General features: G+C 69.9%; 12 protein-coding genes. All 12 read right to left on the minus strand.

What is annotated here, in order from left to right; all coding sequences use genetic code 11:
• Position 1 precedes the first annotated feature (1 nt).
• The 12 genes from pgi to uvrC all read right to left on the minus strand — a co-directional run bounded on the left by pgi (position 2) and on the right by uvrC (position 16,004).
• Positions 2 to 1,654, minus strand: a complete 1,653-nt coding sequence (pgi, locus tag ABZ642_RS13290) for a glucose-6-phosphate isomerase (protein WP_360481832.1) — start codon at positions 1,652 to 1,654, stop codon at positions 2 to 4.
• A gap of 72 nt (positions 1,655 to 1,726) precedes the next feature.
• Positions 1,727 to 2,986 (minus strand): MFS transporter, encoded by a 1,260-nt coding sequence (locus ABZ642_RS13295; protein WP_360481835.1) that lies wholly within the window; start codon positions 2,984 to 2,986, stop codon positions 1,727 to 1,729.
• Positions 2,987 to 3,105: 119 nt separating this feature from the next.
• Entirely contained in the window at positions 3,106 to 3,441 is a 336-nt protein-coding gene (locus tag ABZ642_RS13300) for an RNA polymerase-binding protein RbpA (RefSeq protein ID WP_003976875.1), read from the minus strand.
• A gap of 210 nt (positions 3,442 to 3,651) precedes the next feature.
• Complete coding sequence (gene secG, locus ABZ642_RS13305) at positions 3,652 to 3,882, minus strand: preprotein translocase subunit SecG (protein WP_207920894.1); 231 nt, start codon at positions 3,880 to 3,882, stop codon at positions 3,652 to 3,654.
• A 142-nt stretch (positions 3,883 to 4,024) separates the two neighbouring features.
• Positions 4,025 to 4,780, minus strand: a complete 756-nt coding sequence (tpiA, locus tag ABZ642_RS13310; protein ID WP_360482472.1) for a triose-phosphate isomerase — start codon at positions 4,778 to 4,780, stop codon at positions 4,025 to 4,027.
• A 41-nt stretch (positions 4,781 to 4,821) separates the two neighbouring features.
• The gene (locus tag ABZ642_RS13315) at positions 4,822 to 6,033 is read right to left on the minus strand and encodes a phosphoglycerate kinase (protein ID WP_360481838.1); all 1,212 of its coding nucleotides are present in this window, start codon (positions 6,031 to 6,033) and stop codon (positions 4,822 to 4,824) included.
• Between the two features lie 151 nt (positions 6,034 to 6,184).
• A complete protein-coding gene (gene gap, locus ABZ642_RS13320; protein WP_351694911.1) occupies positions 6,185 to 7,195 on the minus strand; it encodes a type I glyceraldehyde-3-phosphate dehydrogenase in 1,011 nt (336 codons plus the stop codon).
• Positions 7,196 to 7,469: 274 nt separating this feature from the next.
• A complete protein-coding gene (locus ABZ642_RS13325) occupies positions 7,470 to 10,424 on the minus strand; it encodes a M14 family zinc carboxypeptidase (RefSeq protein ID WP_360481841.1) in 2,955 nt (984 codons plus the stop codon).
• Positions 10,425 to 10,592: 168 nt separating this feature from the next.
• The gene (whiA, locus tag ABZ642_RS13330) at positions 10,593 to 11,582 is read right to left on the minus strand and encodes a DNA-binding protein WhiA (RefSeq protein ID WP_360481844.1); all 990 of its coding nucleotides are present in this window, start codon (positions 11,580 to 11,582) and stop codon (positions 10,593 to 10,595) included.
• A complete protein-coding gene (yvcK, locus tag ABZ642_RS13335) occupies positions 11,573 to 12,640 on the minus strand; it encodes a uridine diphosphate-N-acetylglucosamine-binding protein YvcK (RefSeq protein WP_360481847.1) in 1,068 nt (355 codons plus the stop codon). The genes whiA and yvcK overlap by 10 nt, the downstream gene beginning before the upstream one ends.
• A complete protein-coding gene (rapZ, locus tag ABZ642_RS13340) occupies positions 12,637 to 13,683 on the minus strand; it encodes an RNase adapter RapZ (RefSeq protein WP_360481850.1) in 1,047 nt (348 codons plus the stop codon). Before rapZ ends, yvcK begins: the two co-directional genes overlap by 4 nt.
• Positions 13,680 to 16,004: an excinuclease ABC subunit UvrC gene (gene uvrC, locus ABZ642_RS13345; protein ID WP_360481853.1), complete on the minus strand. Its 2,325-nt coding sequence runs from the start codon at positions 16,002 to 16,004 to the stop codon at positions 13,680 to 13,682. The genes rapZ and uvrC overlap by 4 nt, the downstream gene beginning before the upstream one ends.
• Positions 16,005 to 16,686 lie beyond the last annotated feature (682 nt).

Consider the following 16,686-nt stretch of genomic DNA (forward strand, 5'->3'; position numbering starts at 1 on the left):
CCTAACGCCCGCGCAGCTCCCGGTACTTGGCCACCAGGGCCTTGGTCGACGGGTCCAGGCCGGGTACCTCCGCGCCTTCCGTCAGTGCCGGTTCCACGCGCTTGGCGAGCACCTTGCCGAGCTCCACGCCCCACTGGTCGAAGGAGTCGATGTTCCAGACGGCGCCCTGGGTGAACACCTTGTGCTCGTAGAGGGCGACGAGCTGGCCGAGGACCGACGGGGTCAGTTCGCGGGCGAGGATGGTGGTCGTCGGGCGGTTGCCCTTGAAGGTCTTGTGCGGGACGAGCTCCTCCGGCACGCCCTCCGCACGGACCTCCTCGGCCGTCTTGCCGAAGGCCAGCGCCTGGGTCTGGGCGAAGAAGTTCGCCATCAACAGGTCGTGCTGTGCCTTGAGTTCACCGCTCAGCTCGGCGACCGGCTCGGCGAAGCCGATGAAGTCCGCCGGGATCAGCTTCGTACCCTGGTGGATCAACTGGTAGTAGGCGTGCTGCCCGTTGGTGCCGGGCGTGCCCCAGACGACCGGGCCGGTGGTCCACTCGACCTCCTTGCCGTCCCGCGCCACGTGCTTGCCGTTGGACTCCATGTCCAGCTGCTGGAGGTACGCCGTGAACCTCGACAGGTAGTGGCTGTACGGCAGCACCGCGTGCGACTGGGCGTCGTGGAAGTTGTCGTACCAGATGCCCAACAGGCCCAGCAGAAGCGGCACGTTGGACTCGGCCGGGGTGGTGCGGAAGTGCTCGTCGACCAGGTGGAAGCCGTCGAGCATCTCGCGGAAGCGGTCCGGGCCGATCGCGATCATCAGCGAGAGCCCGATGGCCGAGTCGTAGGAGTAGCGGCCGCCGACCCAGTCCCAGAACTCGAACATGTTCTCCGTGTCGATGCCGAAGTCCGACACCTTCTCGGAGTTCGTGGAGAGGGCCACGAAATGCTTGGCGACGGCGTCCTGACCGGCCTTCAGCTCGCCCAGCAGCCAGTTGCGGGCCGAGGTGGCGTTGGTGATCGTCTCGATCGTGGTGAACGTCTTCGAGGCGACGATGAACAGCGTCTCGGCGGCGTCCAGGTCGCGGGTGGCCTCGTGCAGGTCGGCGCCGTCGACGTTGGACACGAAGCGGACCGTGAGATCGCGGTCGGCGAAGCTGCGCAGCACCTCGTAGGCCATCGCGGGACCGAGGTCGGAGCCGCCGATACCGATGTTGACCACGTTCTTGATGCGCTTGCCGGTGTGGCCGGTCCAGGCGCCGGAGCGGACGCGGTCCGCGAAGCCGCTCATCTTGTCCAGGACCGCGTGCACCTGCGGTACGACGTTCTCGCCGTCGACCTCGATCACCGCGTCCCGCGGGGCACGCAGCGCCGTGTGCAGCACCGCCCGGTTCTCGGTGACGTTGATCTTCTCGCCGCGGAACATGGCGTCCCGCAGGCCGAAGACGTCGGTGGCGGCGGCCAGCTCGCGCAGCAGCCGCAGCGTCTCGTCGTTGACCAGGTGCTTCGAGTAGTCGATGTGGAGGTCACCGACCTGGAGGGTGTAGCCCGTGCCGCGCGCCGGGTCGGCCGCGAACAGGTCCCGCAGATGGGTGTCGGCGAGCTCCTCCCGGTGCTTGACGAGCGCGGTCCACTCGGGCGTCTGGTTGAGCCTGGTACGGCCGTCTGCGTTCATGTGCGACTTCAGCCTTCTTCCTTGCACCTGTCCTGTTGCGTACCTGCCCCGCTGCCGTTCCAACCTAATTGATCAGCGTGGGGCGCGGCCTGCTGTCGCGCCGTCCCGCGGCGCAACAACAGGTACGTCCGGCTTGCGCACCGGTATCAACGAGGTGACGGCCAGACCGAACAGGACGGCGGCGAGCAGAGCGGGCCCGTTCAGGCCGTACGCCCCGGCGACTGCTCCGCCGAGGAGGGCGCCGACCGGCGCGCCGGACGTGGAGGACGTACGGAAGGCGGCGGCGATCCGGCCGGTCATCGACTCCGGAGCGCGTTGCTGCATCAGCGTGACCTGGTTGACGTTCCACACCATGTTCATCGCGCCGAGCAGGAACATCCCGGCGACGAGCGCGCCGAGGTGGCGGACGGTGCCGACGAGGAGCAGGGAGGACGTCTGGACGGTCCCGGCGACCAGCAGGGCGCGCACCCGCCCGGTGCGGCGGGCGATGCGCTGGGCGAGGAAGCCGCCGGCGATGCTGCCGACCGAGAACACGGTCATGGCCGCCGCGTATCCCGCGGTGCCGGCCTGCAGCCAGCGCGTGACGTGCAGCACCAGGGTGGCGATCAGGGCGCCCATGCCGATGTTGCAGAGCAGGGTGGCCACGCAGGTGGCGCGCAGGGCGCGGTCCTGCCACAGGGCGCGCAGGCCTTCGCCGATCTCGGTGCGCAGGGTGCTGCCGGCCGGGCGTGGCGCCCGCTCGGGTGGCCGTGTCCGCAGGGAGGCGACCAGGGCGGCGGCCGCCAGGTAGGTGCTCGCGTCGGCCGCGAAGGGCATGAACGCGCCGGCTGTCAGGAGCAGCGGAACGAGCGGGGCGCCGAGCAGGCCGCCGGCGATCTGCTGTCCGGTCATCAGCCGGGTGTTGGCCCCGCCCAGGGTCTGCCGGTCGACCAGGGAGGGCAGCAGGGCCGTGGACGCGTTGTCGAAGAGCGTCTGAAGCGTGGTCAGCGCGAAGGCGAGCAGAAGCAGCAGCGGGATCGAGGCGTGGCCGATCCCCACGGCGAGGGCGAAGGCGGCGACGAGCAGCCCTCGTACCGTGTCCACGGCCCACATGGCGCGCCGTTGGTCCACCCGGTCCGCGACGGCACCGCCGAGCAGTCCGAACAGCAGCCACGGCATATAGCCGCAGGCGGTCACCGAGGCGATGGCGAGCGGGTCGTCGGTCAGGCGCACGGCCAGCAGGGGCAGCGCGGACGTCCGTAACGCGTCTCCGAACCGGGAGACCACGGCGGCCGTCCACAGTCGCCCGAATCCCCCGCGCCACGCGGGCGCCCGCTCCTGCACCGTCATCATCGCCCCCTCACGATTCGCCGATGCGCAAACCGTAGAGGGCACCACTGACAACGGCCCGGAGCGCGGCCGCGAAGACAGCTCCGGCCAGGCGCCCTCAGGCACCCGGCCGGCCTCAACTCCTAGATCTCGCCCCGCAGTTTGGCGAGCGCCTCGGCGAGGATCGCCTCGCCGTCCGCGTCGCTGCGCCGCTCCCGTACATACGCGAGGTGCGTCTTGTACGGCTCGGTGCGCGGCGGGTCCGGCGGGTTGTCCCGGTCCTGACCGGCCGGGAAGCCACAGCGCGGGCAGTCCCAGGTCTCGGGCACCTGCGCGTCGCTGGCGAAGCTCGGCTGCGTCTCGTGCCCGTTGGAGCACCAGAAGGAGATGCGCAGACGCGGCGCGGACTCGCCGCGCTCGGCCTCGCCCATCGGCCCCGCCCCGACCCGGCTACCTCGGATCGCGTTGCCACTTGCCACGGTCGTAACTCCCTGCGTGATGGTGCCGCGAAGCGAGTCGGCGTGTCGCTTCGTTGCGAGCGCCTCAGTCTACGTAAGGCCCAACGCGCGTCCAGTGTTGGGAGTTACCGCCCCCGCACCTAGACGCAAGCCCCATGATAGGCCGCGCTCAGGTGCGCGTACCGAACATGGGGCCTTACGTGCGGATTGTGCGTGTGTGCGAGTCGCGGATCAGCTGTTCGTCTTCATCAGCATGCCGAGGACGATGATGCTCGCGAACCACAGCAAACCGATCACCACGGTGATCCGGTCCAGGTTCCGCTCGGCGACCGAGGAGCCGCCGACGGAGGACTGCATGCCGCCACCGAACATGTCGGAGAGGCCGCCGCCCTTGCCCTTGTGCATCAGCACCAGCAGCATCAGCAGCAGGCTGAAGACGATCAGGGCGATCGAGAACCCCAAAACCACGGCTGGACCAACTTCCTCGGATACGGATGGACTGCGGGGCCGGAACCGGCGTCGAAGCCCGGAACGGGCTCCTCATAACAGTTTCGGCCCCGCAAGGGTACGACGGATCGCCGCTACCGCCTACTCGCAGTTCTGCTCACTGGTCGCGGAAGCGCACGATCTTGACGAATTCGTCGGCGTCCAGCGAGGCGCCGCCGACCAGCGCGCCGTCGATGTCGGCCTGCGCCATGATCTCGGCCACGTTGCCGGCCTTGACGGAGCCGCCGTACTGGATGCGGACCCGGTCGGCCAGCTCCTGGCCGTACAACTCGGCGACCTTGCCGCGGATCGCTGCGCAGACCTCCTGGGCGTCCCCGGAACCGCAGACCTTGCCGGTGCCGATGGCCCAGACGGGCTCGTAGGCGATCACGACCGACTCGGCCTGCTCGGCCGGGACGTCCTTCAGACCGCCCTCGACCTGGGCGAGGGTGTGGGAGACGTGGTTGCCCGCCTCGCGGACCTCCAGCTCCTCGCCGACGCACAGGATCGGGGTCAGACCGTGCTTGTAGGCGGTCTTGACCTTGGCGTTCACGATCTCGTCGGTCTCGGCGTGGTACTGCCGGCGCTCGGAGTGGCCGATGACCACGTACGTGCACTTCAGCTTGGTCAGCATCGGGCCGGAGATCTCACCGGTGTAGGCGCCGGAGTCGTGCGCCGAGATGTCCTGGGCGCCGTACTTGATCTTGAGCTTGTCGCCGTCGACCAGGGTCTGCACGGAACGCAGGTCGGTGAAGGGCGGCAGGACGGCGACCTCGACGGCCTCGTAGTCCTTGTCGGCCAGGGCGAAGGCGAGCTTCTGGACGTGCGCGATGGCCTCGAGGTGGTTGAGGTTCATCTTCCAGTTGCCCGCCATGATCGGCGTGCGCCCAGAAGAAACAGATTCAGCCATGTAGGTCAGTCCTCCAGTGCGGCGAGGCCGGGGAGCGTCTTGCCCTCGAGGTATTCGAGGGAGGCGCCGCCACCGGTCGAGATGTGTCCGAACGCGTTCTCGTCGAAGCCGAGGATGCGCACGGCGGCTGCGGAGTCACCGCCGCCGACGACGGTGAAGCCCTTGGACTCGACGAGAGCCTGGGCGACCGCCCGGGTGCCCGCGGCGTAGTCGGGGTGCTCGAAGACGCCCATCGGGCCGTTCCAGAAGACGGTGGCGGCGTCGGCGAGCTTCGAGGCGTACAGCTTGGCCGTCTCCGGGCCGATGTCCAGGCCCATCTGGCCGACCGGCATGGCGTCCGCGGCGACCGTGGCGGGGTGGGACGGAGCCTTGCCCGACAGGTCCGGGAACGCGGGCGCGACCAGCGTGTCGACGGGCAGGACGATCTCCACGCCGGTCTTCTCGGCGCGCTCCAGGTACTCGGTGACGGTGTCGAGCTGGTCCTCCTGGAGAAGGGAGCTGCCGACCTCGTACCCCTTGGCCTTGAGGAAGGTGTAGACCATGCCGCCGCCGACGAGAATGCGGTCGGCCTTGCCGAGCAGTTCGTCGATGACGGCGAGCTTGTCGGAGACCTTGGCGCCGCCGAGCACCACCACGTAGGGGCGCTTGACGTCCTCGGTGAGCTTCTTCAGGACGCCGACCTCGGTGGCGATCAGGTAGCCGGCGTAGTGCGGCAGCCGGGCCGGGAGGTCGTAGACGGAGGCGTGCTTGCGGTGCACGGCGCCGAAGCCGTCGCCGACGTAGACGTCCGCGAGGGCGGCCAGCTGGTCGGCGAACTCACCGCGTTCGGTGTCGTCCTTGGCGGTCTCGCCGGCGTTGAAGCGCAGGTTCTCGATGACCGCGACCTGGCCGGGCTGCAGGCCGTTCACCGCGTCGTGGGCGGCGGGGCCGACGGTGTCCTGGGCGAAGGCGACCGGGGCGCCGAGGAGTTCGGCGAGCCGCTCGGCGGCCTGGAGCAGGGAGAACTTGGGGTCCGGGGCGCCCTTGGGACGGCCCAGGTGGGAGGCGACGACCACCTTGGCGCCCGCGTCGGCCAGGGCCTTGACGGTGGGCAGGACGGCGCGGATACGGCCGTCGTCGGTGATGAGGCCGTCGGACATCGGCACGTTGAGGTCGGCGCGGACGAAGACCCGCTTGCCGTCGACCCCTTCGGCGAGGAGTTCGTCGATCGTCTTCATGGTTTGGGGACTCCTACAGGAGGGCTCTTGATCGTACGAGGGCTGATCGAACCGTAGACGCCGGGGCGATCCTTACGTGCGTCAGGGCTCGGGCGGCGCGACCGTGCGCTGCCCGAGCCCTGCTACCGCATCGAGGTGCCTGCTCGGCCGATCAGAGCTGGTTGCCGACGAAGACCGTGAGGTCGACGAGGCGGTTGGAGTAGCCCCACTCGTTGTCGTACCAGCCGAGGATCTTCACCGTGTTGCCCTCCTGGACCATGGTCAGGGAGGAGTCGAAGGTGCAGGAGGCCGGGTCGCCGACGATGTCCGAGGAGACGATCTCGTCCTCGGTGTAGGCCAGGTAGCCGCTCAGGTCGCCGTCCTCGGAGGCCTTCTTGAACGCGGCGTTGACCTCGTCCTTGGTGACCTCGCGCTGCAGCGTCACGACCAGGTCGGTGGCCGAGCCGGTCGGGACCGGGACGCGCATCGCGATGCCGTCGAGCTTGCCCTTGAGCTGCGGGAGGACCAGCGCGGTGGCCTTGGCGGCACCGGTGGTGGTCGGGATGATGTTCTCGGCGGCGGCACGCGCGCGACGCAGGTCCTTGTGCGGGAAGTCCAGGATCCGCTGGTCGTTCGTGTACGCGTGCACCGTCGTCATCAGGCCCTTGACGATGCCGAAGTTCTCGTCGAGGACCTTCGCCATCGGCGCCACACAGTTGGTGGTGCAGGAGGCGTTGGAGATGACGTGGTGGTTCGCCGGGTCGTACTTGTCCTGGTTGACGCCCATCACGATGGTGATGTCCTCGTCCTTGGCCGGAGCCGAGATGAGGACCTTCTTCGCACCACCGGCGATGTGCTTGGCGGCGTCTTCCTTCTTGGTGAAGATGCCGGTCGACTCGATGACGATGTCGACGCCCAGCTCGCCCCACGGGATGTCGGAGGGGTTGCGCTCGGACAGGACCTTGATGGTGTGACCGTCGACCGTGATGGTGTCGGCGGTGTGCGAGACCTCGGCCTTGAGACGCCCAAGGATCGTGTCGTACTTGAGCAGGTGGGCGGTGGTCGCGGTGTCACCCAGGTCGTTGACAGCCACGATCTCGATGTCAGCACCCTGCTCCAGCAGAGCGCGGAAGTAGTTGCGACCAATACGACCGAAGCCGTTGATGCCTACGCGGATCGTCACGAACCGATCTCCTCGTTGGTACGCCGGCCATGCGGTGCCGGCGAGCTGTATTTGGGATGTCCCCGACCACCCACGACCCTACCTCCCTGAGGCTCCCGAGGTGACATCCAGATGCCTCATACACGGCGAGGCGGTCCGTACCCGCCAGTAGGGGTACGGACCGCCCCGGATCGGGGGTCGTATCACGCCGTTCTGCCACGGAATGTCGACCGTGTTTCAGCCCGTTGTCACTCGTTCGTGAGCGGGTCGGCTCACATGTCGAGTGGCGTCGCCGTCAGTTGTCGAGTGCCGTGAACGCCTTCTTCACCAGAGCGGCACGATCGGCGGCCGCGGTGATCTGTTCCAGGCCGAAACCGAGCAGCACGGTGCGGTCGGTGGTGACGGCTCCGTACGTCCTGAACAGGGCTCCGGTGCGCTCCCAGTCCTTGAGGACGGCCGGACTGCCCGCCGGCGGTCCGCCGACGCTCCAGGGGCCGAGGGAGGTTTCGAAGCCCTCGGTCTCGGTGGCCGTGGAGCCGGTCAGGAGCGAGGCGTCGTCGACGAGGACACCGTGTCCGCCGGTGCTCGGGTCGGTGATGTAGCCGATGGAGACCTCGACGGTCCGCCCGGCGTAGGCGCTCAGGTCGAACTTCACGGACTGCCAGCCCGCGGAGCTGCCGGTGAAGCTGTGCCAGGAGCCGCTGGTGCCGCTCGCGGTGCACTGGTTGCCGGTGATGGTCAGATAGTGCTTGAGCCACGGGTGCTCGGCGATCAGGAACCCGGCCCCGCACTCGCTCGGCACGGCGTCGCTGGTGGCACCGCCCGCCTCGGGCAGGGTCGTCCAGTCGTCGGAGCCCACGACGTGCGCCTCGACCACCGCGTGGTCGTAGCCGGGCTCGGTGTCCCAGAGCAGCTTGGCGCTCAGGGCCGGCTGGTCGGCCGCGGTGACGCCGGTGAGGTCGATGGTGCGGGTGAGGCGCTTGTAGGCGTCGTCCGTGTGGACCGCGGCGGCCATGTACGACCCCGAGTAGGGCCCGTACGGGTTGACGGTCCCGGCGAACTGGCCGGCGCCCGCGCTGGCGAACTGCGGGTAGGTGTCGGTCGAGAGCTCGTCGGAGGTGACGGCGTAGGTCCCGGCCTTGTCGAGCGGGTTGGCGGAGGTGCCGCTGAGGGCACCGCCGGAGCCGTCCAGCGCGCCGGAGCCGGTGAAGCCGGTGGCTCCGGGCGTCGACGTACGGGAGTAGGCGCCGAGGTAGTACTGGCTGAAGTCGTTCGACGGGGTGCCGTCGCCGAGGTTCACGCTGCCGCCGGCCAGTTCGCCCGCCTCGATCAGCTTGCCGCCCTCGTTGAGGTAGGCGCGCAGCTGGAGCTGGGTGTCGTTGCCGGGACCCGCGGTGCCGGAGTAGTGGACGACGGTCCTGAAGTGCCCCAGCACGCCGAGCGCGTCGGGCGCGCCCTGGGTGGCGACGTCCCAGACGACCGCCTTGTGCCCGGCCGCCTTCAGCGCGTCTACGTAGGTCTGCGCCTGGGTGGCCTTGGCGCCCTCCTCGGCGACCACCAGGGTGTCCGCCTTGGGCCGCTCGGCGACGGTGTACGTGAAGTGCGAGCTGGAGACCTTCTTGCCGCTCTTCGTCTCCCCGGTGAACCACACCTCGACCTTGTCGCCCGGGTCGCCGTCCTTCACCTTGGCCCGGTACTCGTCGAAGTAGAGGTTGTCGTCACCGCCGTAGGTCTCGCCGCCCTTCCAGCGCTTGAGCGCCCTGTCCAGCGTGCGGCCGCCGTTGACGCGGTACTTGAGCTCCTTGTCGCGGATCGCCTTGCGGACGACGACGGAGACCTCCTGGTCGGCGCCGCGCGAGTACGACGTGGAGAACGTCGACGGGGTGAAGTCGGCGGCGCTCAGGCCGACCGAGGAGACCGGCTGGTCGGGGTGGACGGCGGTCTCGGCGACCGAGAGCGCGAAGGGGATGTTCTTCTCGAACTCGTCCTGGATCAGCTTCTCGTCGTCCGGGAAGTTGAAGACCGACTGGCAGTCGGCGGCGTTCCAGGCGTCGTTCGGGTCGATGTCCGAGGCCGTCTGACAGGTCGACATCTCGGGGGTGAACATCGCCATGCCGTTGACGTTCGACGCGTGGCCGTCCGCCTCGCCGTTGGTGGTGTACAGCTCCGAGGAGACCTGCGAGTGGTAGCCGGGGATCGCCGGGTTGTCCGGGGTGCCGGCCAGCGCCTTGTAGAGGACGTCGTCCGGGGTCGGGGTGGCCACCTGCCAGCCGACGCCGTAGAGGAGGAGTTCGGCGGCGGAGTGGTAGTTGATGCCGTACGTGAATCCGACGCGCTTCTCGAAGACGTCCAGCGCCTTGGTCTCGGGCTCGGACTCGGGGCTCGCGCCGCGGTAGGTCTCGCTGGTGGGGTTGGGGGACGAGCCCTCGTCGTCGTAGCCCCACTTGTAACCGAAGTTGCGGTTGAGGTCGACGCCGTCACCCGTGCTGATGACACCGTCGCCGTTGACGTCCCGCAGGTTCTTGCGCCACAGGCGGGTGTCGGAGTTCTGGAAGGTGTAGTCGTAACCGTCGGGATTGGCGGACGGCACGAACCACAGCTCGGTCGAGTCGACGATCTTCTTGATGCGCTTGTCGGTGCCGTAGTTGTCCAGGTAGTAGTGCATCAGCCGGCGGGTCATCTCCGGCGTGATCCACTCGCGCGCGTGCTGGTTGGACACGTAGAGCACGGCGGGCTTGGAACCGTCCTTGGAGCTCTTCGCGCCCTTGGTCAGTTTGAGCGCGAGGATGTCCTGGCCGTTCAGCGTCTTGCCGATGGACTCGACCTTGGTGAGGCCGGGGTTGGCCTGCGCGGTCCGCAGGATCTCCTCCTTGAGCCCGCCGCTGCCGCTGTACGGGCGGAACACGCCCTGGGAGGCGTCCGCGACCCGCGTCTGCGCCCTGGCCGACAGCGTGTGCTCGGTGAGGTCGACACCCTGCTTCTCCAGGGTCCGGGCCTGCCCGTCGGTGAGATAGACCTCGACTTCGGTCTTGCCGGATCCGGTGACCTGGTCGCCGAGTTCACGGCCGTCCTGGCCGGCCTTGAGCAGCAGGGGAATCTGCTTCTTCGTGACGTCGGCGTGGAACACCTTGACCTCGTCGGGGTCGGGCTTCGCCGAACCCCCGGTCTGCGCCTGGGCCATGGGCGCGAGTGCGGCTCCGCCGATCAGGAGCGCGCCGACAGCGAGGATCGATCTCGCTCTGTGTCTCATGAACCCCCCTAGCAGTGGTCCGCCACGGCGGCGAACCCCTGCCAGGCTCATGACACTCCATGATCGAGTCAAGGGCGCCTCACGGACAGTTCACGGTGGCCTAAAAGAGACGCAAACACCGGTGCCGACGCCCGAAGCGGTCGTCGGCACCGGTGTGCTGACGGTGACTCAGCCTGCGAGGTTGTCGGCCATCTCCTCACTGAGGTTGGCCTCGGTGCCCGGGATGCCCAGGTCGGACGCGCGCTTGTCGGCCATCGCCAGCAGGCGGCGGATCCGGCCCGCGACGGCGTCCTTGGTGAGCGGCGGATCGGCGAGCGCGCCCAGTTCCTCCAGGGAGGCCTGCTTGTGCTCCATCCGCAGCCGGCCGGCCGCAGCGAGGTGCTCGGGCACCTCGTCGGCGAGGATCTCCAGGGCCCGCTGGACCCGGGCACCGGCGGCGACGGCCGCGCGCGCCGAACGGCGCAGGTTGGCGTCGTCGAAGTTGGCGAGGCGGTTCGCGGTGGCCCGCACCTCGCGGCGCATCCGGCGCTCCTCCCAGGCCAGCACGGACTCGTGCGCGCCGAGCCGGGTCAGCAGCGCGCCGATCGCGTCACCGTCCCGGACGACCACCCGGTCCACCCCGCGCACCTCACGGGCCTTCGCCGCGATGGACAGCCGACGGGCCGCCCCGACCAGGGCGAGCGCGGCCTCCGGGCCGGGGCAGGTCACCTCCAGGGAGGACGAGCGGCCGGGCTCGGTCAGCGAGCCGTGCGCCAGGAAGGCGCCGCGCCAGGCCGCCTCCGCGTCGCAGGTCGCCCCGGAGACCACCTGCGGAGGCAGGCCCCGGATCGGGCGGCCCCGCCCGTCCACGAGCCCGGTCTGGCGGGCCAGCTGATCGCCACCCGCGACCACGCGCACCACATAGCGCGAGCCGCGGCGCAGCCCGCCGGGTGCCATCACGATCAGCTCGGAGCTGTGTCCGAAGATCTCCAGGATGTCCCGCTTGAGGCGCCGGGCCGCCATCGCGGTGTCCAGCTCCGCCTCGATCACAATGCGCCCGCTCACCAGGTGGAGGCCGCCCGCGAACCGCAGAATGGCGGAGACCTCGGCCTTCCGGCAGCAGGTCCGGGTGACGGGTAGCCGGGAGATCTCGTCCTTCACCGCTGCCGTCATCGCCATGGGCCGATCCTTCCATGCATCCGAAAAATACGGTCGTACGCGGCGGCCAACAGCTCCGGATCATGCCGGGGTGATCCGTCGGTCCGGGCCACGGGGCCCAGCTCGACCGCGGCTCCCAGCCGCTTGGCGGCTTCGGTGAGCGAGTCGCGGTCGGGCACGGCGGCCTCGTCGGCCAGCACCACGTCCAGGGCGAGTTTAGGGGCGTGTCGGCCCAAAACCTCCAAATGACGCTGCGGGGAGAAGCCTTCGGTTTCACCCGGCTGCGGTGCGAGGTTCAGCGACAGCACCTTGCGGGCCTTGGTCTCGGTGAGCGCGTCGAGGAGATCGGGGACCAGCAGGTGCGGGATCACCGAGGAGAACCAGGACCCGGGACCCAGGACCACCCAGTCCGCGTCCAGGACCGCCGCGACGGCCTCCGGCACCGCCGGCGGGTCGTGCGGCACCAGGTGCACGGACTGCACCTCACCGGGCGTCAGCGCCACCGTGGCCTGCCCCCGGACGATGTCCACCTCCTCCGGCCGCTCCGGATCATGCCCCTTGACCAGGGCCTGCAGCTCCAGCGGCACGGCGGACATGGGCAGCACCCGCCCGTGCGCGCCGAGCAGCTTGCCGACCAGGTCCAGGGCCTGGACGTGGTCGCCGAGCTGTTCCCACAGGGCGACGATCAGCAGATTGCCGACCGCGTGCTCGTGCAGGTCGCCCTTGGACTGGAAGCGGTGCTGGATGACCCGGGCCCAGGTCTGGCCCCAGTCGTCGTCACCGCACAGCGCGGCGAGGGCCTTGCGTAGATCACCCGGAGGAAGCACACCGAGTTCGTCACGAAGGCGCCCGCTGGAGCCGCCGTCGTCGGCCACGGTGACGACGGCGGTGAGGTCGCCGGTGATCCGGCGCAGCGCGGCGAGCGAGGCGGACAGACCCATGCCGCCGCCCAGGGCGACCACCTTGGGCTGGGTACCGCGCCGGCGCGGGCGGGCGCCGCGGGCCTCGACGGGACGGCCCGAACGGGACTCGGGTACGACCCGGCGCAGCCTGCTCAGCCGTGGAGAGCGTCCGGTCACTCGCGCCCCATGTCTCGGTGCACGACTACGGTCTCCACTCCCTCGGCGGCCAGACGGGCGGCGAGTTTCTCGGAGACGGCGACCGAGCGGTGCTTGCCGCCCGTGCAGCCGATGGCGATGGTCACATAACGCTTGCCCTCGCGCCGGTACCCGGTCGCGATCAGGCGCAGCAGCTCGGCGTACCGGTCGAGGAACTCCTTCGCGCCCGGCTGGTTGAAGACGTACGCCGACACCTCCTCGTTGAGGCCGGTGTACGGGCGCAGCTCCGGCACCCAGTGCGGGTTGGGCAGGAACCGCATGTCGGCGACCAGGTCTGCGTCGACCGGCAGGCCGTACTTGAAGCCGAACGACATCACGGTGGCCCGCAGCTCGGGCTCCTCCTCGCCGGCGAACTGGGCGTCCATCTTGGCGCGCAGCTCGTGCACGTTCAGGCTGGAGGTGTCGATCACCAGGTCGGCGTCGCCGCGCAGCTCGCGCAGCAGCTCGCGCTCGGCGGCGATGCCGTCCACGATCCGGCCGTCGCCCTGCAGGGGGTGCGGGCGCCGCACCGACTCGAAGCGGCGGACCAGCGCGTCGTCCGAGGACTCCAGGAAGACGATCCGGCGGGTGACGCCCCGGCTGTCGAGATCGGCGAGGGACTCGCGCAGGTTGTCGAAGAAGCGCCGGCCGCGCACGTCGACGACGACCGCGATCCGGGCCACGTTGCCCTGGGAGCGGGCGCCCAGCTCGACCATGGTGGGGATGAGGGCCGGCGGGAGGTTGTCCACGACGAACCAGCCGAGGTCCTCCAGACACTTGGCCGCCGTCGAACGGCCCGCCCCCGACATGCCCGAGATGATCACCAGCTCGGGGATGGCCGCCTCGGGCACCCCGGCCGGAGTGGCATCGGTACTCACTTCTGCTCCGTTTTCCTGGACCGCTTCCGCTTCCGTCTGCTGCGGCTGATCCTGGCTCGCCTCATTGTGCGATTCCTTGGGCGGGCCCTGTGTTTCGCTGAACGCCGGATCTCGCCGGGCTGTGGGCTGTGCGTCGCGCTCGGTCATCTCTCCTGCCCCCGATCGTCCGGGGCACCCGCGGGTACGGGCTCCCCCGAGGCGTCCGCCGTCGTCTCGGGCGCCTCGTCTTCCCTGTCATCCATGATCTCTCCGGTCGCCGTGTTCACGGCAGGCGCGGCCGGGGCCGCCTGGGCGAGGGCCACGGCGATGGTCTCGGCCGTCTTGCGACCTATCCCCGGCACCTCTTGGATCTGCTCGATTGTGGCGGACCGCAGCTTCTTCACCGAGCCGAAATGCTTGATCAACGCCTGTTTGCGGGTCTCGCCGAGGCCCGGAACGTCGTCCAGCGGGCCGGAGCGGAAACGCTTGGCACGCTTGGTGCGCTGGTAGGTGATGGCGAAGCGGTGCGCCTCGTCACGGACGCGCTGGAGCAGGTAGAGACCCTCACTGGTGCGGGGCAGGACCACGGGGTCGTCGTCCTCGGGCAGCCAGACCTCTTCGAGGCGCTTGGCGAGACCGCAGACGGCGATGTCGTCGATGCCCAGCTCGTCGAGCGCCCGCTTGGCCGCCGCGACCTGGGGCTGGCCACCGTCGACGACCACGAGCTGCGGCGGGTAGGCGAACTTCCTGGGCCGGCCGTCGTCGTCCTTGAATCCGTTGATCGGGCCGTTGTCGCCGTCGCCGCCGACGGCAGCGGCAGCGTCGGTAGCAGCGGCGTCGGCATCGGCGGCCGGGGAGGTGCTGGCGGTCGTGGGGGGACCGGCGGCCGGGGGCGCACTGACGGCCAGGGGTGCGCCGGAGGCGGCTGTGGGTGTGCCGCCGGTAGGTGAGGGTGCGCCGCCGGAAGGCGCGGGTGTGCCGAAGGCTGTGAGCGCGCCGGCGTCTGTACGCGCATCGGCGTCCGAGGGCGCATCGGCGTCCGGGACGGGGCTATCCGTGCCGTTCTCCTCCGCCCACTCGCCGGTCCGCTCCTTCTCGGCGAGGTAGCGCCGGAAGCGGCGGGTGATCACCTCGTGCATGGAGCGCACGTCGTCCTGGCCGGCGAAGCCCTTGATCTGGAAGCGGCGGTACTCGCTCTTGCGCTGCAGACCGTCCTCGAAGACGACCATGGAGGCCACGACGTCGTCGCCCTGGAGGTGCGAGATGTCGTAGCACTCGATGCGCAGCGGAGCGCTGTCCAGGTCCAGGGCGTCGGCGATCTCCTCCAGGGCCCGGGAACGGGTGGTGAGGTCGGAGGCGCGCTTCGTCTTGTGCAGGGCGAGCGCCTGCTGGGCGTTGCGCTGCACGGTCTCCATCAGGGCCTTCTTGTCGCCGCGCTGCGGGATGCGCAGCGAGACGTTCGACCCGCGGCGGCCGGTGAGCCATTCCTGGACCGGCTCGACCGGCTCGGGCAGGGCCGGGACCAGCACCTCCTTGGGGACGGCGTCCCCGGTCTCCTCGCCGTAGAGCTGCTGGAGGGCGTGCTCGACCAGCGCTCCGGTCGTGACGTCCTCCACCTTGTCCGTCACCCAGCCGCGCTGACCGCGCACCCGCCCGCCGCGCACGTGGAAGATCTGGAGGGCCGCCTCCAGCTCGTCCTCGGCGACCGCGATCAGGTCGGCGTCGGTCGCGTCGGCGAGCACGACCGCGCTCTTCTCCATGGCCTTCTTCAGGGCCTCGATGTCGTCGCGCAGGCGGGCGGCCCGCTCGTACTCCATCTCCTCGGCGGCCTCCATCATCTGCTTCTCCAGACGGCGGAGGTAGGTGCCGGTGCGGCCGGCCATGAAGTCGCAGAACTCCTCGGCCAGGTCGCGGTGGTCCTCCGGGGAGATCCGGTCGACGCAGGGGGCGGAGCACTTGCCGATGTAGCCGAGCAGGCAGGGGCGGCCGGTGCGGGTGGCGTTCTTGAACACCCCGGCGGAGCAGGTGCGCACCGGGAACACGCGCAGCAGCAGGTCGACGGTGTCCCGGATCGCCCACGCGTGGCCGTAGGGCCCGAAGTAGCGGACGCCCTTCTTCTTGTGACCGCGCATCACCTGGACGCGCGGGAACTCCTCGTTCATCGTCACCGCGAGGTACGGGTAGCTCTTGTCATCGCGGTACTTGACGTTGAACCGGGGGTCGTACTCCTTGATCCAGGAGTACTCCAGCTGAAGCGCCTCGACCTCCGTGGACACCACGGTCCACTCCACGGACGCGGCAGTGGTGACCATCGTCCGGGTGCGGGGGTGCAGGCCCGCCAGGTCCTGGAAGTAGTTCGCCAGGCGCTGGCGCAGGCTCTTCGCCTTTCCGACGTAGATCACCCGGCGGTGCTCGTCGCGGAACCTGTACACCCCGGGAGAGTCCGGGATCTGTCCCGGCTTGGGGCGGTAGCTGGAGGGGTCGGCCATGTCTCACACCCTACTGGCGCGCACCGACACCGCGACGAGCCTGTGGACAACCCCGACGGGGCCGGTGGGCCAGCGGACCGGCCGGATGGGCGGGACCGGTCGGACCGGGCGGATGGGTCGCACCGGCCGGATGGACTGACAGGACGGATGGGCTGACAGGGCGGGGCTGCCGAGTGTCCGGAGGCGGCGTACCCGCTGGGGCGCGGGGCCAGAGGGAGCGGAACCGGTAACGGCAAGCGGGACCGGCAACAGCAAGGGGGCCGGCAACGGCAAGGGGGGCCGGTGGCATCTGCATCTGCCCCTGGGGCGGCCGTATAACCCCATTGCCGCCCAACCCCGTCGCCGTGCGGCTCTCCGCCGTCGGAGCGAGGGCCCCGCGCCTCCTGGCGCGGCCGGCCCTGCCCGCCCCGGAAGCGGATCTCGGAATCGGCCACCTCGGTGGCATCGCGAGCCGTCCCTGTGCTCCGCCGACGCGTGTCCGGCCCGTGATCGGCACGGAACCGCTGGGCCGATCGGAACGCACCTTGCGCGGCTTCCTCCCCAAATCGGCGCCCTGCGTGCGCGCACACTTCGGTCCCCCCGGGCGGCCAAGGCGCCCTCTCCCCGCGCGATCCTTCAGGCGCCGAGGTCACGCCTCGGCCAGGTGAGCGCCCTCGGCCGGCCGAAGGTGTTGTCGGGGATT

It is taken from the genome of Streptomyces sp. NPDC007157 (assembly GCF_040634235.1).
Taxonomy (GTDB): domain Bacteria; phylum Actinomycetota; class Actinomycetes; order Streptomycetales; family Streptomycetaceae; genus Streptomyces.